The 24,673-nt window shown below is 71.3% G+C and carries 21 protein-coding genes; 11 read left to right on the plus strand and 10 right to left on the minus strand.

Translation table 11 applies throughout. From position 1 onward, the window contains the following. Positions 1-104 precede the first annotated feature (104 nt). Positions 105-1,172: a helix-turn-helix domain-containing protein gene (locus AB0G28_RS05125; RefSeq protein ID WP_361083087.1), complete on the plus strand. Its 1,068-nt coding sequence runs from the start codon at positions 105-107 to the stop codon at positions 1,170-1,172. 3 nt (positions 1,173-1,175) lie between these two features. Here the strand turns inward: AB0G28_RS05125 and AB0G28_RS05130 are convergent, their stop codons facing one another. Both AB0G28_RS05130 and AB0G28_RS05135 read right to left on the minus strand, forming a co-directional pair. Next, a complete protein-coding gene (locus tag AB0G28_RS05130; RefSeq protein ID WP_361083089.1) occupies positions 1,176-2,615 on the minus strand; it encodes an MFS transporter in 1,440 nt (479 codons plus the stop codon). Positions 2,616-2,694: 79 nt separating this feature from the next. Then, positions 2,695-3,201 (minus strand): carboxymuconolactone decarboxylase family protein, encoded by a 507-nt coding sequence (locus AB0G28_RS05135; protein ID WP_361083091.1) that lies wholly within the window; start codon positions 3,199-3,201, stop codon positions 2,695-2,697. A 125-nt stretch (positions 3,202-3,326) separates the two neighbouring features. Here AB0G28_RS05135 and AB0G28_RS05140 point away from each other — a divergent pair, with 125 nt between their 5' ends. Continuing rightward, on the plus strand, positions 3,327-3,791 hold the full coding sequence (locus AB0G28_RS05140; protein ID WP_361083093.1) for a MarR family winged helix-turn-helix transcriptional regulator: 465 nt from the start codon (positions 3,327-3,329) through the stop codon (positions 3,789-3,791). Here AB0G28_RS05140 and AB0G28_RS05145 read toward each other — a convergent pair. Continuing rightward, positions 3,788-4,204, minus strand: a complete 417-nt coding sequence (locus AB0G28_RS05145) for a cupin domain-containing protein (protein WP_361083095.1) — start codon at positions 4,202-4,204, stop codon at positions 3,788-3,790. The genes AB0G28_RS05140 and AB0G28_RS05145 overlap by 4 nt on opposite strands. Before the next feature lie 61 nt (positions 4,205-4,265). On the opposite strand from AB0G28_RS05145, the gene AB0G28_RS05150 reads away from it, so the two are divergent. Further along, a complete protein-coding gene (locus AB0G28_RS05150) occupies positions 4,266-5,402 on the plus strand; it encodes an acyl-CoA dehydrogenase family protein (RefSeq protein ID WP_361083097.1) in 1,137 nt (378 codons plus the stop codon). Here AB0G28_RS05150 and AB0G28_RS05155 read toward each other — a convergent pair. Next, on the minus strand, positions 5,392-6,567 hold the full coding sequence (locus tag AB0G28_RS05155; RefSeq protein ID WP_361083098.1) for an aminotransferase class V-fold PLP-dependent enzyme: 1,176 nt from the start codon (positions 6,565-6,567) through the stop codon (positions 5,392-5,394). The two genes, AB0G28_RS05150 and AB0G28_RS05155, sit on opposite strands and share 11 nt — an antisense overlap. A gap of 46 nt (positions 6,568-6,613) precedes the next feature. On the opposite strand from AB0G28_RS05155, the gene AB0G28_RS05160 reads away from it, so the two are divergent. Next, entirely contained in the window at positions 6,614-7,240 is a 627-nt protein-coding gene (locus AB0G28_RS05160) for a GntR family transcriptional regulator (RefSeq protein ID WP_361083100.1), read from the plus strand. After that, a complete protein-coding gene (locus AB0G28_RS05165; RefSeq protein WP_361083102.1) occupies positions 7,237-7,995 on the plus strand; it encodes a metallophosphoesterase in 759 nt (252 codons plus the stop codon). The genes AB0G28_RS05160 and AB0G28_RS05165 overlap by 4 nt, the downstream gene beginning before the upstream one ends. 4 nt (positions 7,996-7,999) lie before the next feature. Here the strand turns inward: AB0G28_RS05165 and AB0G28_RS05170 are convergent, their stop codons facing one another. Then, positions 8,000-8,713, minus strand: coding sequence for a hypothetical protein (locus AB0G28_RS05170; RefSeq protein WP_361083104.1), 714 nt, complete (start codon positions 8,711-8,713; stop codon positions 8,000-8,002). 157 nt (positions 8,714-8,870) lie between these two features. Here AB0G28_RS05170 and AB0G28_RS05175 point away from each other — a divergent pair, with 157 nt between their 5' ends. The 3 genes from AB0G28_RS05175 (at position 8,871) to AB0G28_RS05185 (ending at position 11,153) form a co-directional block, all read left to right on the plus strand. Continuing rightward, positions 8,871-9,296, plus strand: a complete 426-nt coding sequence (locus AB0G28_RS05175; protein WP_361083106.1) for a hypothetical protein — start codon at positions 8,871-8,873, stop codon at positions 9,294-9,296. Between the two features lie 13 nt (positions 9,297-9,309). After that, positions 9,310-9,825 (plus strand): hypothetical protein, encoded by a 516-nt coding sequence (locus AB0G28_RS05180; RefSeq protein WP_361083108.1) that lies wholly within the window; start codon positions 9,310-9,312, stop codon positions 9,823-9,825. Between the two features lie 134 nt (positions 9,826-9,959). After that, positions 9,960-11,153, plus strand: coding sequence for a M48 family metalloprotease (locus tag AB0G28_RS05185; RefSeq protein WP_361083110.1), 1,194 nt, complete (start codon positions 9,960-9,962; stop codon positions 11,151-11,153). On the opposite strand, the gene AB0G28_RS05190 is transcribed toward AB0G28_RS05185, so the two are convergent. Genes AB0G28_RS05190 through AB0G28_RS05210 form a run of 5 tightly spaced genes read right to left on the minus strand, consistent with a single transcriptional unit; the run spans position 11,143 to position 17,195 of the window. Further along, positions 11,143-12,768, minus strand: coding sequence for a CocE/NonD family hydrolase (locus AB0G28_RS05190; RefSeq protein ID WP_361083112.1), 1,626 nt, complete (start codon positions 12,766-12,768; stop codon positions 11,143-11,145). The genes AB0G28_RS05185 and AB0G28_RS05190 overlap by 11 nt on opposite strands. A 50-nt stretch (positions 12,769-12,818) precedes the next feature. Then, positions 12,819-14,210: an aspartate ammonia-lyase gene (gene aspA, locus AB0G28_RS05195; RefSeq protein WP_361083114.1), complete on the minus strand. Its 1,392-nt coding sequence runs from the start codon at positions 14,208-14,210 to the stop codon at positions 12,819-12,821. Further along, a complete protein-coding gene (locus AB0G28_RS05200) occupies positions 14,207-15,124 on the minus strand; it encodes an asparaginase (protein ID WP_361083116.1) in 918 nt (305 codons plus the stop codon). Before AB0G28_RS05200 ends, aspA begins: the two co-directional genes overlap by 4 nt. Continuing rightward, the gene (locus AB0G28_RS05205; protein ID WP_361083118.1) at positions 15,121-16,551 is read right to left on the minus strand and encodes an amino acid permease; all 1,431 of its coding nucleotides are present in this window, start codon (positions 16,549-16,551) and stop codon (positions 15,121-15,123) included. The genes AB0G28_RS05200 and AB0G28_RS05205 overlap by 4 nt, the downstream gene beginning before the upstream one ends. Then, positions 16,548-17,195, minus strand: a complete 648-nt coding sequence (locus tag AB0G28_RS05210) for a FadR/GntR family transcriptional regulator (protein ID WP_361083155.1) — start codon at positions 17,193-17,195, stop codon at positions 16,548-16,550. The genes AB0G28_RS05205 and AB0G28_RS05210 overlap by 4 nt, the downstream gene beginning before the upstream one ends. Before the next feature lie 390 nt (positions 17,196-17,585). Here AB0G28_RS05210 and dnaE point away from each other — a divergent pair, with 390 nt between their 5' ends. The 3 genes from dnaE (at position 17,586) to AB0G28_RS05225 (ending at position 24,321) form a co-directional block, all read left to right on the plus strand. Next, positions 17,586-21,173: a DNA polymerase III subunit alpha gene (dnaE, locus tag AB0G28_RS05215; RefSeq protein ID WP_361083120.1), complete on the plus strand. Its 3,588-nt coding sequence runs from the start codon at positions 17,586-17,588 to the stop codon at positions 21,171-21,173. A gap of 39 nt (positions 21,174-21,212) precedes the next feature. After that, on the plus strand, positions 21,213-22,682 hold the full coding sequence (locus tag AB0G28_RS05220) for an MFS transporter (protein WP_361083122.1): 1,470 nt from the start codon (positions 21,213-21,215) through the stop codon (positions 22,680-22,682). 430 nt (positions 22,683-23,112) lie between these two features. Beyond that, complete coding sequence (locus AB0G28_RS05225) at positions 23,113-24,321, plus strand: low temperature requirement protein A (RefSeq protein ID WP_361083124.1); 1,209 nt, start codon at positions 23,113-23,115, stop codon at positions 24,319-24,321. Positions 24,322-24,673 lie beyond the last annotated feature (352 nt).

The raw sequence follows: 24,673 nt of genomic DNA on the forward strand, positions 1-24,673 counted from the left end.
CCTCGGTGTTCGGTATTAGAGCAAGACCGTGTTCTGAATCGGAACATCCGCTATCGTGGACGGAGCCGCGGTGAGCTCCCGCGGCACGAGATCGGGTGGAGCCCATGGCGGCGGAGGAGACGGTCACCGAGCTGCTGGTCGACCGCATCAAGCGGGCCCGATCGGTCCGCGGGTGGACGGCTCAACAGCTCGCCGACGCATGCGTCGAGGCGGGCTTGCCCGCGCTCTCCCGCGGCACTATCGCGAAGATCGAGTCGGGCGCCCGCAAGGCGGTCACCGCGGAGGAGATCGCGGTGCTGGCTCATGTGCTCGACACCACCCCCACCGACCTGCTCACCACGCCGGCCTGGCCGTTCGGGTCCGGTGGGGCGGACGCCCGGCTGCACCTCCTCGTCGCGGTGGTGCCCGACGCGATCGACCCCGAGCAGGTCGTGGTTTCCCGCTGGCGGGAGGCGGAACCAGGAGATTGGCCGGCTCGCGGGGAGACACGCGTGGTCCCGGCCGGGGAGATCGAGTGGCACGTCGCCGATTTCGCCACGGCCGCCGAAGCCGCGTGGGCCGAGCAGCCCGGCTCTCTGGTCCTCGAGGTGCTGCTGCCCCGCACGCTCATGCACCTGCCCGTCCAGCGGTGGAGGCAGGAACCGGAGGTGGGCGGGGGCCGGCCACTGGCCCTCGACTACGCGGTTCACCTGCGTTCGCTGGAGCGCATGGTGGCGCGGCGGTGGCACCGGCGGTGGTGGCTCCGGTGGAAGTCGCTGCTCGCGGACCCTTCACCCGACCGGATCTACTTCGCCGGACCGGACGACATGGCTGCGCCCCAGCGGTTCGAAGCGATTCTGAGTGATGATCGGTGGGGCGCCGTCGTGCTGCCCGGTGCACCCGCGCCGGGCAGGCCGGAGGTGCCGGACCCCTTGCTGGCGACGATCCGGTCCGGGGTGCCGGCCGTGCTCTGGCACCCGAGCGCGTCACCGGACTCGGTACGGGAACTCGTCGAATCGCTCGCCCACGCCGACGGCCTGGCGGACCTGCCCCGGCACGTCAGGTCCGCCAGACAACGGGAGTACGGGACCGAGGCCGCCTTCGCCCGTGATCTCGTCCTGCTGTGGGACGATCCGGCTCGCCTGGTCCCCGTCGGCGGCGGCCCAGGGGATCCGGCGCTCGGTCAGGCGTGATCGTCAGGCCGCCATGGCCGGTTCGGGGACGACAGCCTGGCGCATCGTCGTCACCAGCAGGGCCAGCCCCGCGAACAGCACCGCGGCGATCACGCCCGTGACGTCCAGCGCCGTCGTGAACGCCTCTTTCGCCTGCTCGGCCACCGCCGGCCGGGTGACGTCGACGGCGAGCGTCGTGCCCGCCGGGAACACGCCTCGGTAGACCGCCGCCGCGGTCAGGCCGATCAGGGCCAGGCCCAGGGAGCCGCCGAGGTAGTTGCCCGTGTCCGCCATCGACGCCGCCGAGCCGGCCCGCTCCGGCGGGACCGAGCCCATCACCAGGCCGATGCCCAGCGCGAACAGCGGGCCCGTGCCCAGCGTCAGCACCGCGATGGCCACCATGACCAGCGCGGGCCCGCCGGCGAAGACCAGCAGCAGGCTGCCGGCTGCGGAAAGCACCAGCCCGCCCGCGATCGCCGTGGCCGGAGTGACGAACCGGGTCAGCGCCGGTGCCGTCATCGTGCCCACCGCCACGCCGAGGCCCATCGGGGCGAACAGCACCGCCGAGACGAGCGGCGAGTAGCCGAGGACGCTCTGCAGGTACTGCGTGACCAGCAGGCCGACGCCCGCCATCGCCACGCCGGCGACCACCAGCGCCACCAGCACGGCGGTGAACGGCCGGTTGCGGAACAGCCGCAGGTCCAGCAGCGGCGACGTCGTCGTCAGCTGGCGGCGGACGAAGACCGCGCCGAGCGCGGCGCCGGCGGCGATCGCCGCGAGAGGCAGTGTCACCGAGCCGGTGGTCAGCTGCTTGAGGCCGAACACGATCAGCAGCACGGCGGCCAGCGACAGCCCGACGCCGGCGAAGTCCAGCCGCCCGGACGCCGGTGCGCGGAACTCCGGCAGCAGGAACGGGCCGGCGGCGAGCAGGACGACCACGGCCGGGACGGCGACCAGGAACACCGAGCCCCACCGGAAGTGCTGCAGCAGGAAGCCGGCGAACACCGGGCCGGCCGCGCCGCCCGCGAATTGGCAGGTGGCCCAGATCGAGATGGCCTTCCCGCGCTGCTTCGCGTCGCGGAACATGTTCGTGATCAGGGCGAGCGTCGAGGGCATCAGCGTCGCCCCCGCGACCCCGAGCGCCCCGCGGACGACGATGAGCATCGCCGGGCTGGTCGAGAACGCGGCCACCACGGAGAGAACCCCGAAGGCGCCCCCGCCGGCGAGCAGCAGCCGCCGTCGCCCGATCCGGTCGCCGAGCGTGCCCATGGTGATCACGAACCCGGCGACGACGAAGCCGTAGCTGTCGGTGATCCACAGCTGCTCGGTGCCGCTCGCCCCGAGATCCGCGCTCAGCTGCGGCAGGGCGAGGAACAGCGAGGTCATGTCCATCGCGACGAGCAGGGTGGGCAGCACGAGCACCGTCAGCCCCAGCCACTCCCGCCGTCCGGCCGGCTTCTCCATTTCGGCTCCTTCATCGTGGGTTCGTTCACGAGGAGGTCGGAGCCGTCGGGGAGGACCGGACATGGGGTCTCGAAGTTTTTCAGGCCGAAACCGGCGCCGGGTGCCAGGCGTGCTCGGCGAAGGCCTCGTCCAGCGGGGCGCGGGTGAGCCGGTTCGCGAACGTCGACAGCGTGTACGTCCCGATTCCCAGCACCACCTCCAAGGCGTTCCGTTCGGTGTAGCCGGCGCCGGTGAACGCCGCCAGCACGTCGTCCGGGACGTCGCCTGTGGTGTCCATGACCGCGTGGACGAAGACGCGCAGCGCCTCCAGCCGCGGCTCCGGCAGCGGGGACTCCGCCCGCAGTGCCGCCACCAGCTCCGGGGTGGCGGACAGGTGGGTCAGCGTGGCCGTGTGCATCGCCACGCAGAGGTGACAGCCGTTGCGCGCGGCCACCGTCATGATCAGCACTTCGCGTTCCAGCGCCGTCAGGGTCGTGGACTCGAAGATCGCGCTGAGCTTCAGGAAGCCGTTGAGCAGCTCCGGCGACGTCGCCAGGCGGGCGACCGCCGACGGGACGCGGCCGAACTTCTTCGCGGTGGCCGCCATCGCGGGGCGCGCGGCGGAAGGTGCAGACTCCGGGGTGTGATCGGGGAACAAAGCGTCTCCAGAGGTAGAATCGACAACTTGGTTGTCGAAACAGTAAACCTGGTTGTCGAGTTTGGCAAGGGGTCATGACCAGCACGCCCGGCTACGAGCTGCCCTTCCTGCTCTTCGGCGGCTTCCGCACGCTCATCGACCGCCTCCACGCCGAGCTCGCGCGCCGCGGCCACCCGGACGTCCGGCCGTCGTACGGCTTCGCCATGCAGGCCATCGGCGTCCAGGGCGCGACGGCGTCGGAGATCGGGCGGCGCCTCGGCGTCTCCAAGCAGGCGGCGGGCAAGACCGTCGAACGGCTCGAGGCGCTCGGGTACGCCGAACGGGCCGACGACCCCGCCGACGCGCGCCGGAAGATCGTGCGGCTCACCGCGCACGGCGTCGACGCGCTCAGGAAGTCGGCGGAGATCTTCGACGACCTGCGCGCGGAGTGGGCACGCGTGGTCGGCCCCGAGCGGATCAGCGCGCTCGAAGCCGACCTGCGCAGGGTCGTCGGTCCCGCGGCGTACCGGCTGGACGCCGCGGGCTGGCTGTCGGGCTAGAAACCGCAGCCGGGGTTGGGGGCGTCCTCCGAGAGCGGGCTGCCCGCCGGGAGCACGTACAGGACTTCGAGCACCAGCGGCGTCGACCCGAGGTTGCGGCCGATGTGCACCTGGTCGGGTTTCTCGGTGAACGCGCGCCCGGCGTGGTAGACGCCGTCGACGCTGCAGTCGGCCACGTTGTGCGTCAGCGTGCCGGACTTCACGTAGGCGTAGAGGGTGCCGTCGTGGAAGTGCCAGCCGGTGTAGCCGCCGGGCTGGATGGTGATCTCCCGCAGCGTCAAGTCGGTGTGCCCGACCGTCCGCTGGGCCAGGATCGTGCCTGAGACGCCGCTGCCGGGCGTCGCGGACGCGGTGGAGGGCAGCACCAGGGCCGCGGCGAGGGCGGCGAGGGCAACGGTGATCGGCTTGCGCATCGGCCCAAGCTACCGCGTCCGGACATGCCCTTGGGGGCAGTGTTCCGGGTAGCGTGCGCCCATGGACGCGGAGCTTTTCGGGCAGGTGCTCGGCGCGGTGCGGGAGTTCGTGCGCAAGGAGGTCGTGCCGCGCGAGGCGGAGATCGACGAGCGCGACGAGATCCCCGCCGAAATCCGGGAAAAGGCCGCCGGGCTCGGGTTGTTCGGCTGGGCGCTGCCGGAGGAGTACGGCGGGCTCGGCCTCGGCATGGCCGAAGACGTCCGGCTGGCCATCGAGCTGGGCCACACCACGCCCGCGTTCCGGTCGCTGTTCGGCACCAACAACGGCATCGCCGGCCAGGCGATCGTGCACTACGGGACGCCGGACCAGCGCACCCGCTGGCTGCCGCGGCTGGCCGCGGGGCAGGCGATCGCGTCGTTCGCCCTCACCGAAGCCGAAGCCGGCTCCGACCCGGGCGGGCTGACCAGCCGCGCGGTCCGCGACGGCGAGCGCTACCGCCTCTCGGGCACCAAGCGGTTCATCACCAACGCGCCGCTCGCCGAAGTGTTCGTCACCTTCGCGCGCACCGATCCGGAAAGCACCGGCAGCCGCGGCATTTCGGCGTTCCTGGTGCCCGCGGGCGCGGCCGGCGTCACCGTCGGCCCGCACGACGCCAAGATGGGCCAGGCCGGCGCGTGGACGTCGGAGGTGGTCTTCGACGACGTCGAGCTGTCCGCCGACGCGCTCGTCGGCGAGGAGGGCAAGGGGTTCGGCATCGCGATGGCCTCGCTCGCCCGCGGCAGGCTGCACATCGCGGCGTTGTGCGTCGGGATGGCCGAACGGGCGCTGGCCGAGGCCGTGGAGTACGCGCGGACCGCGCGCCAGGGCGGCCGGGTGATCGGCGAGTACCAGCTGGTGCAGGCGCTGCTCGCGGAGTCGCACGCCGAACTCGCGGCCGGTCGCGCGATGGTGCACGAGGCCGCTGTGAAGTACGACTCGGGCGAGGACCGCAAGCTCGGGCCGTCGTCGGCGAAGCTGTTCTGCACCGAGATGCTCGGCCGCGTCGCCGACCGCGCGGTCCAGGTGCACGGCGGCATGGGCTACGTCCGCGGGGTGACGGTCGAGCGGATCTACCGGGACGCGCGGCTGTTCCGGATTTACGAGGGCACCAGCGAGATCCAGAAGCTCGTGATCGCGCGGCAGCTGCTCAAGGGGTGAGCTTTTCGACCTGCCGCACCAGCAGGTCGATCTCGTCCTCGGTGTTGTAGTAGTGCACCGACGCCCGGACCAGGTCCGGCAACGCCCGCGCGGTGAAGTCGTACTGCGCCGACGTGCGAGTCGACAGCGACGTGTTGATGTTCGCCTCGGCGAGCCGCGCCTTGATCGCCGCGGCCGGTGTGCCGTCGACGCTGAAGGTGACGATGCCGCACTTGCGGGCGCCCACGTCGTGCACCCGGGCACCGGCTTCGGCAAGCCGGTTCCGCAGCGTCGCGGCCAGGGACGCCACGCGCGTTTCGATGGCGGGCAAACCCCACTCGAGCGCGTAGTCGATCGCCGCGCCGAGGCCGAGCACGGCGGCGAAGTCGCGCTCCCACACTTCGAAGCGCTTCGCGGTCGGGTCGACGACGTACTCCGCCGGCGCTTCCCAGCTCGCCGAGTGCAGGTCGAGCATCGCCGGCTCCAGCCGTTCGCGCAGCCGCGGGTGCACGTAGAGGAACCCGGTGCCGCGCGGGCCGCGCAGGTACTTGCGGCCGGTGCCGGACAGCGCGTCGCACTTGAGGCGCGTGACGTCGAGGTCGAGCTGGCCCGCCGACTGGCACGCGTCCAGCAGGAACGGGATGCCCGCCGCTTCGGCGACCGCGCCGATCTCCTCGGCCGGGTTGACCAGCCCGCCCTGGGTGGGGACGTGGCTGACGGCGATCAGCTTGACGTCGCCGTCGATCCGCCGTCGCAGCTCTTCGACGTCCAGCTGCCCGGACTCGTCGTCGCCGACCACCTCGACGACCGCGCCGGTGCGCCGGGCGACCTGCAGGAACGCGATGGCGTTGCTGGCGTACTCCGCCCGCGAGGTCAGGATCCGGTCCCCGGCGCGGAACGGCAGCGCGTAGAACACCGCCTGCCACGACCGCGTGGCGTTGTCGGTGAGCGCGATGTCGTCCGGTCCGGCGCCGAGCAGCCGGGCCACCGACGCGTACACGGCGTCCAGGCGGTCCGCCGCCTCCGCGGCCGCTTCGTACCCGCCGATCAGCGCCTCGTGGCGGAGGTAGGAGACGACGGTGTCGGTCACGACGGCCGGGGGCAGCGCGGCGCCGGCGTTGTTGAAGTGGACCACCTCGGCGCAGCCGGGGGTCTCGCGGCGCGCGCGGTCGACGTCGAAGCTCATACCAACTGAATACAGTAGCTCTCTTCTGTATGCAATACTGCCGGACATGGCCCGGACCCCGCTGCGCAGCGACCTCCTGGAGCAGATCACCGGGCGCGTGCTCGACGGGCGGCTCCCGGCCGGCGCGCGCGTCAACGAGGTGCACCTGGCGAAGGAGCTCGGCGTCAGCCGGACGCCGCTGCGGGAGGCGCTGATCGGGCTCGCCGACCGCGGCCTGCTGGTCTCCGCGCCCGGCCGCGGGTTCCTGGTGCCGCCGTTCGACCCGGACGAGGTGCGCCGGCTCTACCCGCTGGTGGCCGAGCTCGAGGCCCTCGCCCTGCGCTGGACGTCCCCGGTGGAGCTGGCCGGCCTGCCGGACGCGCTCGACGCCGTCGCCGACGAAATGGCGCTCGCGACGGGCGCGGATCTGTCCGAAGTGGACGACCGGTGGCACGCGCTGCTGCTGTCCCGCTGCCCGAACCCGCACTTGCTGCGGCTGATCGAGCAGACCAAGCCGCTGCTCAAGCGGTACGAGTCGGCCTACTTCGCCGGGGACGGCCACGCCGGGGAGAGCATCGGCGAGCACCGCCGGATCGCCGCGGCACTGCGCGAGGGCGACCTGGCGACCGCGTCCGCGGTGCTCGTCGCGAACTGGGTCAAGGCACTGGCGTATCTGGGGAAGGACGGGAAATGATCATCGCGCACCTGAGCGACCTGCACCTCGACGGCGGCTCGCGGGCGGAAGAACGCGTCGCCGCCGTGATGGGGTACCTCGGCGGGCTGGCGGAACCAGTCGACGCCGTCGTCGTCACCGGCGACATCGCCGACCACGGAACGGCCGAGGAGTACGCGCGCGCCGCCGCGCTGCTGAAGCACCCGGCGCCGGTGCTGATGTGCCCGGGCAACCACGACGTCCGCGCGGAGTTCCGAACGGGACTGCTCGATCTCCCGGCCTCGGACGACCCGATCGACCTCGCGCAGGAGGTCGACGGCGTGCTGTTCGCCCTGTGCGACTCGACGATCCCGGGCCGCGGCGCGGGATTCCTCGCGGACGAAACCCTGGACTGGCTCGACGGCGTGCTTTCCGGCGGCGACGGCCCGGCGTTCGTCGCGTTCCACCACCCGCCGGTCGAGGTCGGCGTCCCGCTGGTGGACGCGATCCGCCAGTCCGGCGAGGACCGGCTGGCGTCGGTGCTGCGGCGGCATCCGCGGGTGAAGGCGCTGCTCGCCGGGCACGTGCACACCGGCGCGGCGACGACGTTCGCCGGCGTGCCGCTGCGCATCGCGCCCGGCGTCGTCTCGGGCTCGCTGCTGCCGGTCGAGCCGGGCGCGGACCGCGGCTGGGCCGAGGGCGGCCCGCTGGAGTTCGACCGGCCGCCGGCCCTGCTGCTGCACGTCCTCCACGACGACGGCCGGGTGACCAGCCACCACCGGACGGTCCCGCTCTGACGGCTCAGCCGGAGATCGTCGCGTTGTAGACCGTGTTGCCGCAGAACGCGCCGCCGTAGCCGGTGACCTCGATGCTGCCGGAGACGCCGCCGCCGGCCGTCACCCGCAGCCTTCCCGACACGGGGAAGAACGGGCAGGCCGCGATGCTCGACGACGACGTGAAGACATTGCCGCCGGTGGCGGCCATGTTCTCGACGGGCTCGACGGTGACCGTGTCGCCGTCCACCTCGACGGTCGCCAGGTCGAGGTGCGCCGCCCCGGCGCCGGGGACGCAGCCGGAGTTCGAGCCGAACCAGATGGCGCCGGGCTGCGGCCGCCCGGCCGGGTTGCCGGAGACCAGGCACACGTCGACCGGGTTGACGTCGTTCGTGGTGCCGGTCGAGGAGATCGTCTCGACGATGCGCAGGGTGGCGGACCGGCGGAACGAGGTGCCCGAAACGGAGCCGGAAATGGTGACGTCGTAGGAGCCGGAAGGCGTCCGGGGTGCTTCGGTGGTCTCCGAGGTGGTCGTCTCTTCTTCGGTCGTGGTTTCTTCGGTAGTGGTTTCCGATGTGCTCGTCGGTGTTGTCTCGGTGGTGGTCTCCGGCGCCGCGGTCGTCGTCGGCGTGTCCGTCGTCGAAACCGGTGCCGGGCTCGCGACCTGCCGGGCGTCGCCGCAGCCGGCCAGGAGCAGCAGCCCGGTGGTCAGCGCGGCGAAGATCTTTCGGTTGCTGATCAAGGGAATTCCGATCCGGCAGAGGCGAGGCGGTGCTGTCACCGGCGTAGGTCGGCGGCGGCCGCGGAGACGTTACGACGGGGTTTGTAACGGCTTGGCCCGCCGGCACGACTCCCGGACGGACGCCCGGCCCGGGTGTCCGTCCACAGTGGAGGATCGGGTGCCGGGCGTTGTCCGCCGCGCGGGGTTCCGCGTGCTCGGGGTGGTCGCGAGCACGGTGCTGCTCGGGTTCGCCGTCTTCCTGAGCCGTCCGGCCGCGCCGGCTCCCGCACTTCCGCCACCGCCGTCCGCGGTGGACGTCCCGGCGCGGGCGACCGACCGGCAGTGGGACCTGAGCGGCGCCCGGGTGGGCGACGACGGCACCGGGTTCTTCACCGGCGCGATCACGGTGACGAACCGGGCGGACCGCCCGCGGACGGGGTTGTTCCGGCTGACTCTCCGCACCGGCGGGACGAAGGTGGCGGACCTGTTCGGCCGGACGGGATCGGCGGTCGCCCCGGGCGAGACGGTGGTGGTCGAGCTGGGACTCGGCGGGAAGTTCGTGCCCGGCCCGTACCAGGTGGAGTTCCGGGAAGCGTTCGGATAGAGGGGCGGAACGGGTGAGCGACGAGGTCATCGGCTGGGCGGTGCGGCTGGCGGCGGAGGTGGCGCCGGACGAGGCGGAGCTGGTCCCCTCGGTGACGGCGGCGTATGTGGCGGGCGGCACGGCCCGCCGGGAGCTGTTCGCGCGCACGAACGCGGCCCCGGGCGGCTTCGACGTGGACGCGCCGATCGTGCTGTTCCCGCACGTGCTGGCGGCGGTGACGCTGGCAGGCCACGCGATCTGGACGGCGCTGGGCGGAAACGCGAGCAGCGTTTCGACGCTGCTGAAGAACTTGGGCGACCTGTGGGACCGCCGCCGCGCGAAGCAGTCCGCGGCCGCGGAACCGCAGGTGCCCCCACTGCCTGAGCTGAACAGCTTGATCGACGCGATCAGCACCGAGCTGAAGGCGGCGGGGGTGCCGGAGAAGGAGAGCGAACTGCTGACGTTCCGCATAGTCCGGGCCCTGATCAAGGACGGCGCGGGCACGCGGGCCTTCCTCGCCGCGGCCCCGCCGGAGGACCGGACCCGATGACGGGCGGCGACCCCGCACCGGCCGCATCCGGGCCGGGCGCACCTGTGCTGGGCGCATCCGGGCCGGCCGCATCTGCGCCGGCCGCGCCCGTGCCAGCCGCGCCCGTGCCGGCCGCATCTGCGCTGGGCGCATCCGTGCCGGCCGCATCCGGGCCGGGCGCACCTGCGCCGGCCGCATCTGCGCTGGGTGCACCCGGGCCGGCCACACTCCCGTCGGCCGGTCACCAGCTGCAGTCCCTCTCCCCGGCGCCGCCCTGGCTGTTCTTCTGGTTCCTCACCGCTCTGTGCTGGACCGCGCCCCGGCAGCTCCCCACTTGGCGGGACACGCTGCTCGACCTCCTCGGCGTCACCCCGAACCCCGCCACCACCGTCCCCGGCAGCGATCTCCTGCGCGTCGCCGGGCTCGTCGATCTCGTGCCCGCCCTCGTGCTGCTCGCCGCCGTCGTCGCCGTGGCCGGGGCCGGGGTGCGCGGGCGGCTCGTCGAACGCCGGTACCGGCTGACCGACGACCTCCGCAGCCCCAGCCTCGCCGCCATCGCCGCCTACGCGCGGGCCCAGCTGCCGCGCGTCGAAGTCCGGGCCAATCTGCGCCGCACCGATCTGCTCGCCTTCGCCTACCTCCGCCGCCCCCGGCGGCCGCGGCTCGCCGTCTTCGCGCCGCTCGTCGTGCTCTGGCGGCGGGACCGCGCCGCCGCCGAAGCCGTCGTGCGGCACGAACTCGCGCACTGCCGCCAAGGTGACACCTATCTCGCCGGCGCGACCAGCCCGCTCGCCTTCATCGTCCGGCACTGGTTCGGCCTCTTCGTCTGGGCCGCCGTCGTTCCCGTCGGGGCGGTGTGGTTCGCCGACGTCCTCGACGGGAACGACGGCGGACAGCTCTTCGCCGGTTTGGGCCTGATGCTGCTCAACGCGTTCGGGCTGCTGCTCGCCGCCATCACGCTGCCCGTCGCCGGTTCCTGGAGCGCCGAGTTCGCCGCCGACCACGTCGCCGCCGCCGGGCCGGCGACCCGGCTCGGCGCCGCGAAGCCTCTCCGTGTGCTGGCCCGGCTCACCCACCCGCCCATGGCGCTGCGCCGGCGTCTGCTGCGCGCGGGCCCGCGCGCCACCGCCTTCGCCGCGATCGCGAGCTATCCGGTGGGTTGGCTGGTCCAGCTGGGCTGGCTGCTGCTCGCCGCCCACGCCGCCTGGCTGCAGATCGGCGAGTCGGACACCTTCCGCGCGATCGGGCTGTGGGCGGCCGCGGGCTGGCCGGTCTGGACGGCCGCCGCGCTCTTCCTCGCCGCCTGGCCACTGCTGCGCCGGCCGTGGGCGCGCGTCGTCAGCTGCTGAACACCGGCAGCGTGATCCGGGACGGCCGGGCCGCGTCGTGGAACACCTCGAAGCGGTTCGGTTTCCCGTCCACCGCCGACGTGACCGGCTCGTCCGTGCCGTGGTTGCGCGCGAACCGGGGGAACGCCCCGCCCGCCACCTGGACGCGCAGGCGGTGACCGCGGCGGAAGCGGTACGCCGTCGGGTCGAGCGTCACCTCCGCCGTGACCACGTCGTCCGCGTCGGCCGCCGGGAAACCCGGGCGCAGCCGCAGGATCCCGTCGGTCACGTTGCGGGACACACCACCGGAGTCGACGTCGCAGAGCCGGACGTAGACGTCCGCGTGGCCCAGTTCGGTGCGCACGTGCACGGTCGCCGTCACCTCGCCGATGACGTCGAGGTCCGACGGCAGCGGCTCGCCGGTGAACACCAGCACGTCCGGCCGCGCCTCGACCGCCTGGTTGTCGCGCTGCTTCCACTCGCCCGTGAGCAGCGGCCCGCCGACCGCCGGGGTCGGGTCGGCCGGGTCGTAGGTGAACGTCGTCGGGCGTGCCTGCTGGCCGACGGCTTCGCCGAGACCGCCGATCGGCCGCAGGTGCGCGGCCGTCGCGGTCGACGGCGGCGGCCACGACTCGAAGTCCAGCCAGGTGCCGGCGCCCTGGAGGAACAGCCGGACCGGCGCCCGCTGCAGGAAGGTGCGGTCGCCGAGCAGGTGCGCGCGCAGGAAGCCGAGCTGGTCGCGGATCATCGGGCCCATGCTCGCGGGCTCGCCGTGCGCCCACGGCCCGATGGTGATCCGCGGCGCCTTGCCCGCCTCGGCCAGGGTCCGGAAATCGCGCAGCTGCCCGCGAATGAACAGGTCGTACCAGCCGGTGACCATCGACACCGGCACGTCGAGCTTCGCGACGTCGGCGCTGTGGTCGGACATGGCCCAGTAGCCGTCATCGGGCACGAAATGCGCGGTGACGTCCTGCAGGAACTGCACCGGCTTGCCGATCGCGGCCACGTCGGCGCCGCTGATCGGCAGGTGCGCCATCGCGCGGCGGGTCTTCCGCTTCTGCAGCGGGTTCGGCAGCGCGGCGAACCGCTCTTCCTGCCGGCCGATCATCGCCGACCACGACACCATGTTGTCGGCCGCGAGCACGCCGCCCGGGTAGAACGTCGAGACGAACTCCGACGCCGTCACGCCGAGGGCCATCGCGGCCAGGGGCGGGTCGAGGTACGGCCCGATCGCCCACTGCGTGTGCCCGAGGTAGCTGGCGCCGGCCATGCCGATGGTCCCGTCGCACCACGGCTGGGCCCGCAGCCACTCGGCGGTCGCGACGCCGTCCTCGCGCTCGAGGTGGAACGGCCGGAACTCGCCACCCGAACCGAACGAGCCGCGGGTGCTCTGGACGACCGTCTGCAGCCCGTGCCGGGCGAACGTGTCGCCGAACAGCTTCGAGGCCAGGCCTTTCCGCCCGTACGGCGTGCGGATCAGCACCACCGGCGCCGACGTCGTCCCGGCCGGGGCGTACCGGTCGGCCAGCAGCGTGACGCCGTCCGGCATCGGCACGGCGAGGTCGCGCGTCACGACCGGTTTGGGGCCTTCGGCGGGCGGGAGTCCGAGCAGCTTGTCGACAAGTCGGTCCAGCACGGGCGCCCGCCTTCCGAAGTGGAGTGGATCCTTCCGGATCCGACGGTACCTCAGGTGGCCCGGGCGAGCGTTTCCGGACGCAGGAGCTTCGCCAGCTCCTCGGCCGGGATCAGGCCTTTTTCGACGACGAGCTCGGCGACCCCGCGTCCGGTGGCCAGCGCCTCCTTCGCGATCTCCGTCGCGGCCGCGTAGCCGATGCTCGGGTTCAGCGCCGTCACCAGCCCGATCGAGTTCTCGACGTACCCGCGCATGACATCCACGTTCGCTGTGATCCCGGAAACGCACTTCGAAGCGAGCGTCCGGCAGGCCGCGCCCAGGTGCGTGATGCTCTCCGACAGCGAGTGCAGGATGATCGGCTCGAACGCGTTGAGCTGCAGCTGGCCGGCTTCGGCGGCCATCGTCACGGTGACGTCGTTGCCGATCACCTCGAACGCGACCTGGTTGACCACCTCGGGGATCACCGGGTTGATCTTGCCGGGCATGATCGACGACCCGGCCTGCACCGGCGGCAGGTTGATCTCGTTCAGCCCCGCCCGCGGGCCCGAGGACAGCAGCCGCAGGTCGTTGCAGCTCTTGGACAGCTTGACCGCGATCCGCTTGAGCACGCCCGAGAGGTGCACGAACGCGCCGCAGTCCTGGGTGGCCTCGACCAGGTCCGCGGCGGTGACGACCGGCAGCCCGGTGATCTCGCGCAAGTGCCGGCACGCGGCTTCGGCGTAGCCTGGCGCGGCGTTGAGGCCGGTGCCGATCGCGGTCGCGCCGAGGTTGATCTCGTGCAGCAGCGCGACGGCTTCGTTCAGCCGCTGCCGGTCCTCGCCGAGCATCACCGCGTAGGTGCCGAACTCCTGGCCGAGCGTCATCGGCACGGCGTCCTGCAGCTGCGTGCGGCCCATCTTCAGCACGTCGTGGAACTCGACGGCCTTCGCCGCGAACGCCTTCTCCAGCACGACCATCGACTCGGACAGCTCGCGCACGGCGATGATCGTCGCGACGTTCACCGCGGTCGGGTAGGCGTCGTTCGTCGACTGCCCGAGGTTGACGTGCTCGTTGGGGTGGACGACGTGGTAGTCGCCCTTGGCGTGGCCCAGCAGCTCGAGCGCGCGGTTCGCGATGACCTCGTTGGCGTTCATGTTGGTCGACGTCCCGGCGCCGCCCTGGATGACGTCGACGACGAACTCGCCGTGCAGCGCGCCTTCGCGGATCTCCCGGCAGGCCGCGCGGATCGCGTCCGCGATCCGGGGTTCGAGCAGGCCCAGCTCGGCGTTCGCGCGGGCCGCGGCTTCCTTCACCGAGGCCAGCGCCTCGACCAGGTGCGGGTAGGCGGCGAGCGTCGTGCCGGTGATGGGGAAGTTCTCCCGGGCGCGGGCGGTGTGCACGCCCCAGTACGCGTCGGCGGGGACGTCCTTGTCGCCCAGCAGGTCGTGTTCGCGGCGGGTGGTCATCGCAGGCTCCCCACAGAAAGATTTCCGGTGAAACGCAGGTTTTCCGGGCCGGGCGGGACGTCGGCCCCGCACAGGCCGAGCAACGCGGCCAGCACCGGATAGCGAGCCCGGTCACCGCCGTCGGCGATCTTGAACGCGATCGCCGTGCCGTCCGGCAGCGCGGCGACCTGGACGGCCTCGAAGCCGTCCTTGGCGATCAGCCCGGGCACCGCGCGCATGACGGCGGTGACGTCCCGGCGGCTTCCGCCGACCAGCTCGGGGTGCCGCCGGATCCCGTCGGCGACCAGGTGGTCGGGCGTGCCGGGCGCGGCCGTGGCGATCTTCGACACGGCCGTCGCGAGCCCCCGCAGCGTCGTCGCGAACAGCGGCGCGCCGCAGCCGTCGACCGCGACCCGCGGGATGTCCCGGCCGGTCAGGTCCTCGACGGTGGCCGCGATCGCGCGCTGCAGCGGGTGGGCCGGGTCGAGGTAGCCGTCGGTGGCCCAGCCGTTGAGCTCGCAGGTCGCGAGCATCGCCGCGTGCTTGCCGGAGCAGTTGTGCGCCAGGCGGCTCGGGGCGCGGCCGGTCGCGATCCAGCGGTCGCGCTCGAGGGGGTCGAACGGGAAGTCCGCGGGGTTGCCCAGCCGGTCGGGGGACCGGCCGTCGAGCACGTCGAGAGTCGCGTCGAGGTGCCTCGCTTCGCCCGAGTGGCTGGCCGCGGCGATGGCGAACCCGGCGGGGGACAGGCGCAGCCCGAGCCGCGCCATCGCCGTGGCCTGCAGCGGTTTCGCCGTCGACCGCGGGTACATCGGCGTGTCGACGTCGCCGGCGGCGAACAGCGTGGTGCCGCCAGGGGCGAGCACCACGGCCGAGCCGTGGTGGACGCCCTCGACCATGCCGTCGCGGACCAGCTCGACCAGGGGTTCGTGGCTCACAGCCCGGCCTCGTCGAACGCGCGCATGTCGATCCGCTTGCGGACCGAGAACCAGCCGACGACCAGGGCGACGACGATGGCGGGCAGCGCCAGCAGGGTGATCCGGCCGGTCTCGTCGAAGCCCATCAGGACGACGACGGCGGCGAGGAAGACCAGCGTCGCGATCTCGGTGTAGGGCGAGAACGGCAGCCGGAACGACGGCCGCTCGAGGCCGTCGCGCTTGGCTCGGCGCACGAACAGCAGGTGGCAGAGCACGATGATGGCCCAGGTGGCGAGGATGCCGATCGCGGCGAAGTTCAGCACGATGTCGAACGCTTCCTTCGGCACCAGGTAGTTGAGCCCGACGCCGAGCACGCAGACGGCCGCGGTGAGCAGGATCCCGCCGTAGGGCACGTGGTTGCGGTTCATCACGCCGGTGAACTTCGGCGCCGAGCCCGCCATCGCCATCGACCGCAGGATCCGGCCGGTCGAGTACAGGCCCGAGTTCAGGCTCGACAGCGCGGCGGTGAGCACGACCAGGTTCATCACGCTGCCCGCCGCGGGCACGCCCAGGTGCGAAAGCACGGTGACGAACGGGCTCTGCTCCTTCGTGTAGGAGCTCCACGGCAGCAGCATCGCCAGCAGCACGACCGAGCCGACGTAGAAGACCAGGATGCGCCACATGATGGAGTTGATCGCCTTCGGCATGATCTTCTCCGGGTTCTCGGTCTCGCCCGCGGCGACGCCGACCAGCTCGACCGAGGCGTAGGCGAACACCACGCCCTGCACGATCAGCACCATCGGCAGCAGCCCGGACGGGAAGATCCCGCCGTGGTCGGCGATCAGCTGCGGGCCGCCCGCGACGCCGTCGATCGGCGTCTGCGTCACCAGCAGGACGATGCCGATCACCATGAACAGCACGAGCGCGGCGACCTTGACGATGGCGAACCAGAACTCCATCTCGCCGAACAGCTTCACCGACACCATGTTCAGCGTCAGGACGACGGCGAGCGCGATCAGCGCGAGCACCCACTGCGGGATCGGCGAGAAGAACGACCAGAAGTGCGCGTACAGCGCGATCGCCGTGATGTCGGCGATGCCGGTGGTCGACCAGTTGAGGAAGTGCATCCAACCGGCGACGTACGCGCCCTTCTCGCCCATGAACTCGCGGGCGTAGGAGACGAAGGCGCCGCTGGAGGGCCGGTAGAGGATCAGCTCGCCGAGCGCGCGGACGACGAAGAAGGCGAAGAGTCCGCAGACGGCGTAGACGATCGCCAGCGCGGGCCCGGCCTGGGCGAGCCGCCCGCCGGCGCCGAGGAACAGGCCGGTGCCGATGGCCCCGCCGATGGCGATCATGTTGACGTGCCGGGACTTGAGGGCCTTGCGGTAGCCGGCGTCGCCCGCGTCGGTGGTCCTGCCGGTCGTGGCCGTGAGGGTCTGTTCGGTCACTGGTCCCCGTTCACGATGCTGTTGAGGGTGGCTTCGACGTGCTCCAGGTGCGCGGTCATGGCTGCGACGGCGGCGCTCTCCACGCGGCTCTCGATCGCCTTGACGATCGCCTGGTGCTCGATGTTCGACTGGCGTCGCCGGTCGCCGAGCTGGTTGAGGAAGGCGGACTGGCGGGCGAGCGCGTCCCGGATCTCCTCGATCACCTTCCCGAAGACGGGGTTGCCCGAGGCCTGGGCGATGGTGATGTGGAACAGCGAGTCGAGCGCGACCCAGGCCGTGTTGTCGGTCTCGGCTTCCATGCGGTCGAGGAGGTGGGCGAGCAGGTCGAGGTCGTCCTGGCTGCGGCGGACGGCCGCGTAGCCGGCGACGGGGATCTCGACGTGCCGTCGCACTTCGATGAGATCGCGGGCCGAGTAGGGCCCGAAGGTGGGGTTGTCGGCGGGCCCGGTCGCGGTGACGAAGGTGCCCTTGCCGGTCTTGGACTCGGTCATCCCGAGCGCCTGGAGGCCGCGGAGGGCTTCCCGGATCACCGACCGGCTGACCTCGAACTCCCTGCTCAGCGCGGCCTCGGAGGGGAGCTTCTCGCCGACGGCGTACTGGCCGCGTTCGATCGAGGAGCGCAGGTGGGCCAGCACGGCCTCCATGGCACTCACTCTGCGAGGACCACCTTGTCCGGCTGTCTGGCTGTCAGACAGGTTCATGGCGGGAATGCTCGGTGCCGCTGCCTCCGGTGTCAACGCGAGTGCCAGGGTCTGTGGCCCAGCTCACCCACTGCCCCGCGCTCGCCCGAAGGTCGCGAATGACTCATTCGGGACGTGCGAGGTCCCCGATGAGTCATTCGCGGCACGCGCCGGGGGTGCCGTCCGCGTGACCGCCCGGCAGCGGCGCGTGTCGTGATCGTTTCCGCCGAAGGAGCCGCGCGTCGGTGCTCTCGTCCGGTCCCGCCGAGGGGCACAATCGAGCCCGGCGAGTGCGGGATAAGGTGGGAGACCCGCCGCGCGCCGGTCCGATCCACCTAGGGGAGGTTTTCGCTGGTGTCGAACGATTCCTTCGTCCACCTGCACGTCCACACCGAGTACTCGATGCTCGACGGTGCGGCGAAGATCGCTCCCCTCTTCGCGGAAGCGGCGCGCCTCGGCATGCCCGCGGTCGGCATGACCGACCACGGCAACATGTACGGCGGCGACGAGTTCTACCAGCAGGCCAAGAAGGCCGGCATCAAGCCGATCATCGGCATCGAGGCCTACATCGCGCCGGAGAGCCGGTTCCACAAGAAGCCCGTCTTCTGGGGCCAGGCCAACCAGCGCGGCTCGGACGAGTTCGGTGAGGGCGGCGACGTCTCCGGTGGCGGTGCGTACACGCACATGACCATGCTCGCGTCGAACGCGACCGGCCTGCGGAACCTCTTCAAGCTGTCCTCGCTGGCCAGCATGCAGGGCTACTACCGCAAGCCCCGGATGGACCGCGAGCTGATCGCCGAGAACCACTCGGGGATCATCGCGACCACCGGCTGCCCGTCGGGCGAGGTGCAGACCCGGCTGCGGCTGGGCCAGCGCGAAGAGGCCATCCAGGCCGCGTCCGACTACAAGGACATCTTCGGCGCCGACAACTTCTTCCTCGAGCTGATGGACCACGGCCTGCCGATCGAGCGGTCGGTCCGCGAGGGCCTGCTGGAAGTCGGGCGCCTGCTCGACCTCAAGCCGATCGCCACCAACGACTCGCACTACGTCACCAAGGACCAGGCGGACACGCACTCGGCGCTGCTGTGCGTCCAGGCGGGCAAGACCCTCAACGACCCGACCCGGTTCAAGTTCGACGGCGACGGCTACTACCTCAAGTCCGCCGCCGAGATGCGCGAGTACTGGGACAAGGAGGTCCCCGGCGCTGCCGACACGACGCTGATGATCGCCGAGCGCGTCGAGTCCTACGAAGAGGTCTACTCGCACAAGGACCGGCTGCCGTTCTTCGAGGTGCCGGAAGGCTACGACCAGGGCGGCTGGCTCCGCGAAGAGGTCAAGCGCGGCCTCAAGTGGCGCTTCCCGGACGGCGTGCCGGACCCGTACTACAACGAGCGCATCGAGATCGAGCTCGACGTCATCATCGGCAAGGGCTTCCCGGCCTACTTCCTGATCGTCGCCGACCTCATCAGCTACGCCCGCAAGGTCGGCATCCGGGTCGGCCCCGGCCGTGGTTCGGCGGCCGGTTCGCTGGTCGCGTACGTCCTCGGTATCACCAACCTGGACCCGATCCCGCAGAAGCTGCTGTTCGAGCGGTTCCTGAACCCCGAGCGCGTCTCGATGCCCGACATCGACATCGACTTCGACGACCGCCGGCGCGGCGAGATGATCCGGTACGCGACCGAAAAGTACGGCGCGGACAAGGTCGCCCAGGTCATCACCTTCGGCACCATCAAGACCAAAGCGGCGATCAAGGACAGCGCGCGCGTCCACTTCGGCCAGCCGGGCTACGCGATCGCGGACAAGATCTCCAAGGCGCTGCCGCCGCCGATCATGGCGAAGGACATCCCGCTCTCGGGCATCGTCGACTCGAAGCACGAGCGCTACGGCGAGGCCGCCGAGGTCCGCGCGCTCGTCGAGACCGACGAAGAGTGCAAGACGATCTTCGAGACCGCCCGCGGCCTCGAGGGCCTGATCCGCAACGCGGGCGTGCACGCCTGCGCGGTCATCATGTCCTGCGACCCGCTGACCGATGCCATCCCGCTCTGGCAGCGTGACGACGGCTCGATCATCACCGGCTGGGACTACCCGTCGTGCGAGGCCATCGGCCTGCTGAAGATGGACTTCCTCGGCCTGCGCAACCTCACCGTCATCGGTGACGCGATCGACAACATCAAGACCAACCGCGGGGTCGACGTCGACCTCGACACCCTCGGCGTCGACGACCCCGAGACGTACAAGCTGCTGGCCCGCGGCGACACGCTCGGCGTGTTCCAGCTGGACGGCGGCCCCATGCGCGACCTGCTGCGGCGCATGGAGCCCACGGTGTTCGACGACATCGTCGCGGTCGGCGCGCTGTACCGCCCCGGCCCGATGGGCATGAACGCGCACAACGACTACGCCGACCGCAAGAACAACCGGCAGAAGGTCAAGCCGATCCACCCGGAGCTCGACGAGCCGCTGCGGGAGATCCTGGCCGACACCTACGGCCTGATCGTGTACCAAGAGCAGATCATGCACATCGGCCAGAAGGTGGCCGGGTACACGATGGGGCGCGCGGACGTGCTCCGCCGCGCGATGGGCAAGAAGAAGAAGGAAGTCCTCGACAAGGAGTACGAGGGCTTCGAAGAGGGCATGCGCAACAGCGACCTGGTGCCCGGCGGGTTCTCCAAAGAGGCGATCAAGGCCCTCTGGGACACGATCCTCCCGTTCGCCGGGTACGCGTTCAACAAGAGCCACGCGGCCGCGTACGGCCTGATCTCGTACTGGACCGCCTACCTCAAGGCGAACTTCCGGGCCGAGTACATGGCCGCCCTGCTCACGTCGGTCGGCGACAACAAGGACAAGTCGGCCGTCTACCTGTCCGAGTGCCGCCGGCTCGGCATCAAGGTGCTGCCGCCGGACGTCAACGAATCGGCCCTGCGCTTCGCGGCCGTCGGGGACGACATCCGCTTCGGGCTGGGTGCCGTCCGCAACGTCGGCGCGAACGTCGTCGAGTCGATCATCAAGACCCGCGAGGAGAAGGGGAAGTACGCCTCCTTCACCGACTTCCTGGACAAGTCCGAGTTGGTGGCCTGCAACAAGCGGGTCATCGAGTCGCTGATCAAGGCGGGCGGGTTCGACTCACTCGGCCACACGCGGCTGTCGATGATCCAGGTCCACGAGGACGCCGTCGAAGCCGTCGTCCCGCTCAAGCGCCAGGAGGCGATGGGCCAGTTCGACCTGTTCGGCTTCGGCGGCGACGAGGGGGAGGCGGCGCCGTCGTCGTCCCCGCTGGCGCATCTGAAGTTCGGCGAGGAGGAGTACCCGCGCAAGCAACTGCTCGCCTACGAGCGCGAGATGCTCGGCCTGTACGTCTCGGCGCACCCGCTGGACGGCGCCGAGCGGATCCTGCGCAAGCACGCCCCCAAGCCGATCGCCTCGATCCTGGCCGACCCGCCCAAGGAAGGCGAGATCGTCATCTCCGGGCTGATCACGTCGCTCGAGCGGCGGGTCAACAAGAAGGGCGAGCCCTGGGCGATCTGCACGGTCGAGGACATGGACGCGTCTCTCGAGGTGCTCTTCTTCCCGAAGGCGTACGCGCTCTTCGCGGGTGAGCTGATCGAAGACAACGCGGTCCTGGTCAAGGGCCGGGTCAACTGGCGCGAGGACAAGATGTCCGTCTTCGGCGGCGGCCTGGCGACGCTGGACCTGTCCGAGGTCGGCACGGGCAACGGCGACGACGAGCCGCCGCTGGTCCTGCTCGCGGCGGCGGAGAAGATCGACCAGTCGGTGGTCAGCGAGCTGCGGTCCACGCTGCTGGCGCACAAGGGCGAGACGCCGGTGCACCTCAAGCTGGTCGGGAAGAACCAGACGGTCTTCGCGCTCTACGACTACCCGGTGAAGGTCAGCTCGATGCTGATCGGCGAGCTCAAGGGCATCCGGGGGATCACCGCTTCGACCTGAGCGCGCGCGGATCCCGTCCTTCGTGCTTTGCTGAGCAGGATGACTTACGAACCCGATCCCCGCCGCTGGAAAGCGCTCGCCGTCTCGCTCACGGCCGGGTTCATGGGCCTGCTCGACGTCAGCATCGTCAACGTCGCGCTGCCGTCGATGCAGGCCGGCCTGCACGCGACCAGCGGCGGGATCCGCTGGGTCGTCTCCGGGTACGCCCTGGCGTTCGGCCTGGTCCTGGTCACCGGCGGCCGCCTCGGCGACGCGTTCGGCCGCCGGAACATGTTCCTCGGCGCCCTCGCCGCCTTCGTCCTCACCAGCGCACTGGCCGGCGCGGCCCCGAACGAGACGACGCTGGTGCTCGCCCGCCTGGCCCAGGGCGTCGCGGCGGGCATGCTCACCCCGCAGAACACCGGCCTGATCCAGGACCTCTTCCGCGGTGCCGAGCGGGGCCGCGCGTTCGGCATGTTCGGCGCGGTCGTCGGGATTTCGACGGCGGTCGGCCCGATCCTCGGCGGCTTCATCATCGCCGTCTTCGGGGCGCAGGACGGCTGGCGCTGGGTGTTCTACGTCAACGTCCCGATCGGCGTTCTGGCGTTCGCCCTGGCGCTGCGATTGCTGCCGCGCAGCGAAAAGAAGCAGCTCAGGATCCGTTCGGAGATCGACTTCGTCGGCATCGCGCTGCTCGCGGTCGCCGTGCTGGGCGTGCTGTTCCCGGTCATCGACTCCGACCAGGGCGGCCTGAGGCGGTTCTGGTGGCTGTTCCCCGTCGCAGTCGTCTTCGGCGTCGCGTTCGTGCGCTGGGAGCACAGGGTCGTCCGGCACGGCCGGTCGCCGCTGCTGGACACCCGGCTGTTCACCGGCACGCCGGGGTACGCCAGCGGCGCCGCGGTCGGGGCGCTCTACTTCTGCGGGTTCGCCGGGATCTGGCTGGTCTTCGCGATGTACTTCCAGCAGGGCCTCGGCTATTCGCCGCTGCAGTCGGGCCTGTCGGTGACGCCGTTCGCGCTCGGTTCGGCGGTGTCGGCCGCCGTGGCCGGCCGGCTGGTGCCCCGGTTCGGCCGGCGACTCACCGTGACCGGGCTGGGCATGGTCGCCGCCGGGCTGCTGGCCGTCGCGCTGCTCGCCGAGCTGGTCCCGCCGGCGGCGTCCGGGTGGGCGTTCGCGCTGCCGCTGCTGTTCGCGGGGGTGGGTGGCGGGATGGTGATCTCGCCGAACACGACGTTGACGCTGGAGTGCGTGCCGGTGCGGATGGCCGGGGTCGCCGGCGGCGCACTGCAGACCGGCCAGCGGATCGGCACGGCGATCGGCACCGCCGTGCTCGCGTCGGTCTTCGGCATGGTCCTCGGCCGCGGCTACGCCGTCGCGCTCACCGTCGCGCTCAGCTGCGCGGCCGTCCTGACGTGCGGGGCGCTGGCCCTGGCGATCGCCGAGCTCCGGGCGCGGCGCCGCCGGGCGGCCGGGGAGGAACGCGGAGCGCGGGCGGCCGAGACGCCGGCGGCGGACGTCCACGGGGGCTGAGACACTACTTTGCGCAAATTTGCGATGCTCCATACGGGTGACGAGCACGGAAAGGCTCTGGTGCTACACAGAGCGACCGGGTAGATCTTATGGAGCCTTCACTGCGCGGCTTTAGCTACCGACAGTGGCAAATCGGTCGGCCACCCGGGGATGGGGTGACCGGCTTGAGCGATCGGGGCGTCCGGAGTTCGAGGGAATGGACACACTCGGTCACCTTCCATCCAGTGGGTGTCGGCGTCCGCGGGGGACCGCCCGGCGCTCACGGAAGGGTTGCCCATCGGTGGCCGCCGGCGCGTGACGGTGGCGGGCGGGCCCGGGTGAGGGGGAACCGGGCCTGCCCGTCTTCTTCATTCGTGTCGCGTCCGCCGCTTCCGCTCTGATCATGCTGGGATGGTCGGCGTCCGTCCGAGGCCGACGCGGGGGAGTCCCGATGACCGAGCAGCCGTTGCGCGTGCGGGTTTGGTACCGGCCGATGCGCTCCCGCGACCGAGGCGAGGGACACCGCGTCGCGACGCCGCTCGAGCTGCTCTTCGACCTGTGTTTCGTGGTCGCCGTCGGCCAGGCCGCCGCGTCCCTGCACCACGCGCTGGCCGAGGGGCACGTCGCACACGGCGTGTCGTCGTTCGCGATGGTGTTCTTCGCGATCTGGTGGGGCTGGCTGAACTTCAGCTGGTTCGCCTCGGCGTTCGACACCGACGACGTCCCCTACCGGCTGGCCACGCTCGTGCAGATCGCCGGCGGCCTGACCATCGCGGCCGGGGTTTCGAGCGCGTTCGAGGGCGACTTCCGGGTGATCGTCGCCGGGTACGTCCTGATGCGGCTTTCGCTGGTCGGGCAGTGGCTGCGGGCGGCGCGCTCCGCGCCCGACGTCCGGCCGGCCGCCCTGCGGTTCGCCGCCGGGATCGCGGTCTGCGAGGTGCTCTGGATCGCGCGGCTGTGGCTGCCCGCGCCGGTCGCCGTCGTGTCGTTCGTGGCCATCGTGCTCTGCGAGCTCGCGGTGCCGGTGATCGCCGAGCGCAGCGCGAAGACGACGTGGCACCCGCACCACATCGCCGAGCGGTACGGCCTGTTCACGCTGATCGTGCTCGGCGAGACGATCCTGAGCGCGACCAACGCGATCAAGGAGGGCGTGTCCGGCGCGGAGCACATCGGGAGCCTGATCGGGCTCGCGGCGGCCGGCCTGGTGCTCGTGTTCGCGATGTGGTGGCTGTACTTCGACCAGCCGGGCCACGCGCGGCTGGTCCGCCGTCCGGGCATGTTCACGTCGATGAGCTGGGGCTACGGCCACTACCTGATCTTCGCGTCGGCGGCGGCCGTCGGCGCGGGCCTCGAGGTGGCGGTCGGGTACGACACGGGGGCGCTGCACCTCGGCGGGGTGGCGGCGGCCCTGCCGACGACGATCCCGGTCGCGGTCTTCCTGCTGAGCGTGTGGCTGCTGCACATCGGCCCGACGAACGAGTGCCGCCCGATCGCCATCGGGTTCCCGGTGACCGCGGCGCTCGTCGTCGCCGCGTCGTTCACGCCGGCGCCGATCCACGTGGCCGCCGGGCTCGCGGCCGCTCTCGTCGTGCTGACGGTCGTCGCGACCCACGGGACGTCTGCCGGGGGATCGGTGCAGGTCAGCGGCCTGGCGCGATAAAAGGGACCCCCCTGTGCGAGGGGGTTCCGGGGGCATGTAAAGTTCTCCAAGTCGCCAGGGAAACCGGGCGGCCGCCGGGAACACGAACCAAGCTCCCACGATCGTGGTAGAGTGGGTGGTCCCGAACCAGGGTGGTATCCCTGGAACAAAGCTTGAAACAAAAGCCGAAGACCAAGGCGCTTCGCGGCGCGGCGGTCCGAAGTGTGTTGCTTGAGAACTCAACAGTGTGCTAGTGAACTAAGCCAGTAGAGCTTATGTATGGTAACCCCCTCGTCGGGGTTTCCTTTGAGAGCAAGTATTTTGCCTCGATTGAATTCGAAGACATTGTTGGAGAGTTTGATCCTGGCTCAGG

Source organism: Amycolatopsis sp. NPDC021455 (assembly GCF_040640995.1).
GTDB lineage: Bacteria > Actinomycetota > Actinomycetes > Mycobacteriales > Pseudonocardiaceae > Amycolatopsis.

What these genes read in the sequence shown, in the direction of transcription:
- AB0G28_RS05125 (WP_361083087.1), top strand. Translation starts at nt 105, where the DNA reads ATGGCGGCGGAGGAGACGGTCACCGAGCTGCTGGTCGACCGCATCAAG.
- AB0G28_RS05130 (WP_361083089.1), bottom strand. Translation starts at nt 2,615, where the DNA reads ATGGAGAAGCCGGCCGGACGGCGGGAGTGGCTGGGGCTGACGGTGCTC.
- AB0G28_RS05135 (WP_361083091.1), bottom strand. Translation starts at nt 3,201, where the DNA reads ATGGCGGCCACCGCGAAGAAGTTCGGCCGCGTCCCGTCGGCGGTCGCC.
- AB0G28_RS05140 (WP_361083093.1), top strand. Translation starts at nt 3,327, where the DNA reads ATGACCAGCACGCCCGGCTACGAGCTGCCCTTCCTGCTCTTCGGCGGC.
- AB0G28_RS05145 (WP_361083095.1), bottom strand. Translation starts at nt 4,204, where the DNA reads ATGCGCAAGCCGATCACCGTTGCCCTCGCCGCCCTCGCCGCGGCCCTG.
- AB0G28_RS05150 (WP_361083097.1), top strand. Translation starts at nt 4,266, where the DNA reads ATGGACGCGGAGCTTTTCGGGCAGGTGCTCGGCGCGGTGCGGGAGTTC.
- AB0G28_RS05155 (WP_361083098.1), bottom strand. Translation starts at nt 6,567, where the DNA reads ATGAGCTTCGACGTCGACCGCGCGCGCCGCGAGACCCCCGGCTGCGCC.
- AB0G28_RS05160 (WP_361083100.1), top strand. Translation starts at nt 6,614, where the DNA reads ATGGCCCGGACCCCGCTGCGCAGCGACCTCCTGGAGCAGATCACCGGG.
- AB0G28_RS05165 (WP_361083102.1), top strand. Translation starts at nt 7,237, where the DNA reads ATGATCATCGCGCACCTGAGCGACCTGCACCTCGACGGCGGCTCGCGG.
- aspA (WP_361083114.1), bottom strand. Translation starts at nt 14,210, where the DNA reads ATGACCACCCGCCGCGAACACGACCTGCTGGGCGACAAGGACGTCCCC.
- AB0G28_RS05210 (WP_361083155.1), bottom strand. Translation starts at nt 17,195, where the DNA reads ATGGAGGCCGTGCTGGCCCACCTGCGCTCCTCGATCGAACGCGGCCAG.
- AB0G28_RS05220 (WP_361083122.1), top strand. Translation starts at nt 21,213, where the DNA reads ATGACTTACGAACCCGATCCCCGCCGCTGGAAAGCGCTCGCCGTCTCG.
- AB0G28_RS05225 (WP_361083124.1), top strand. Translation starts at nt 23,113, where the DNA reads ATGACCGAGCAGCCGTTGCGCGTGCGGGTTTGGTACCGGCCGATGCGC.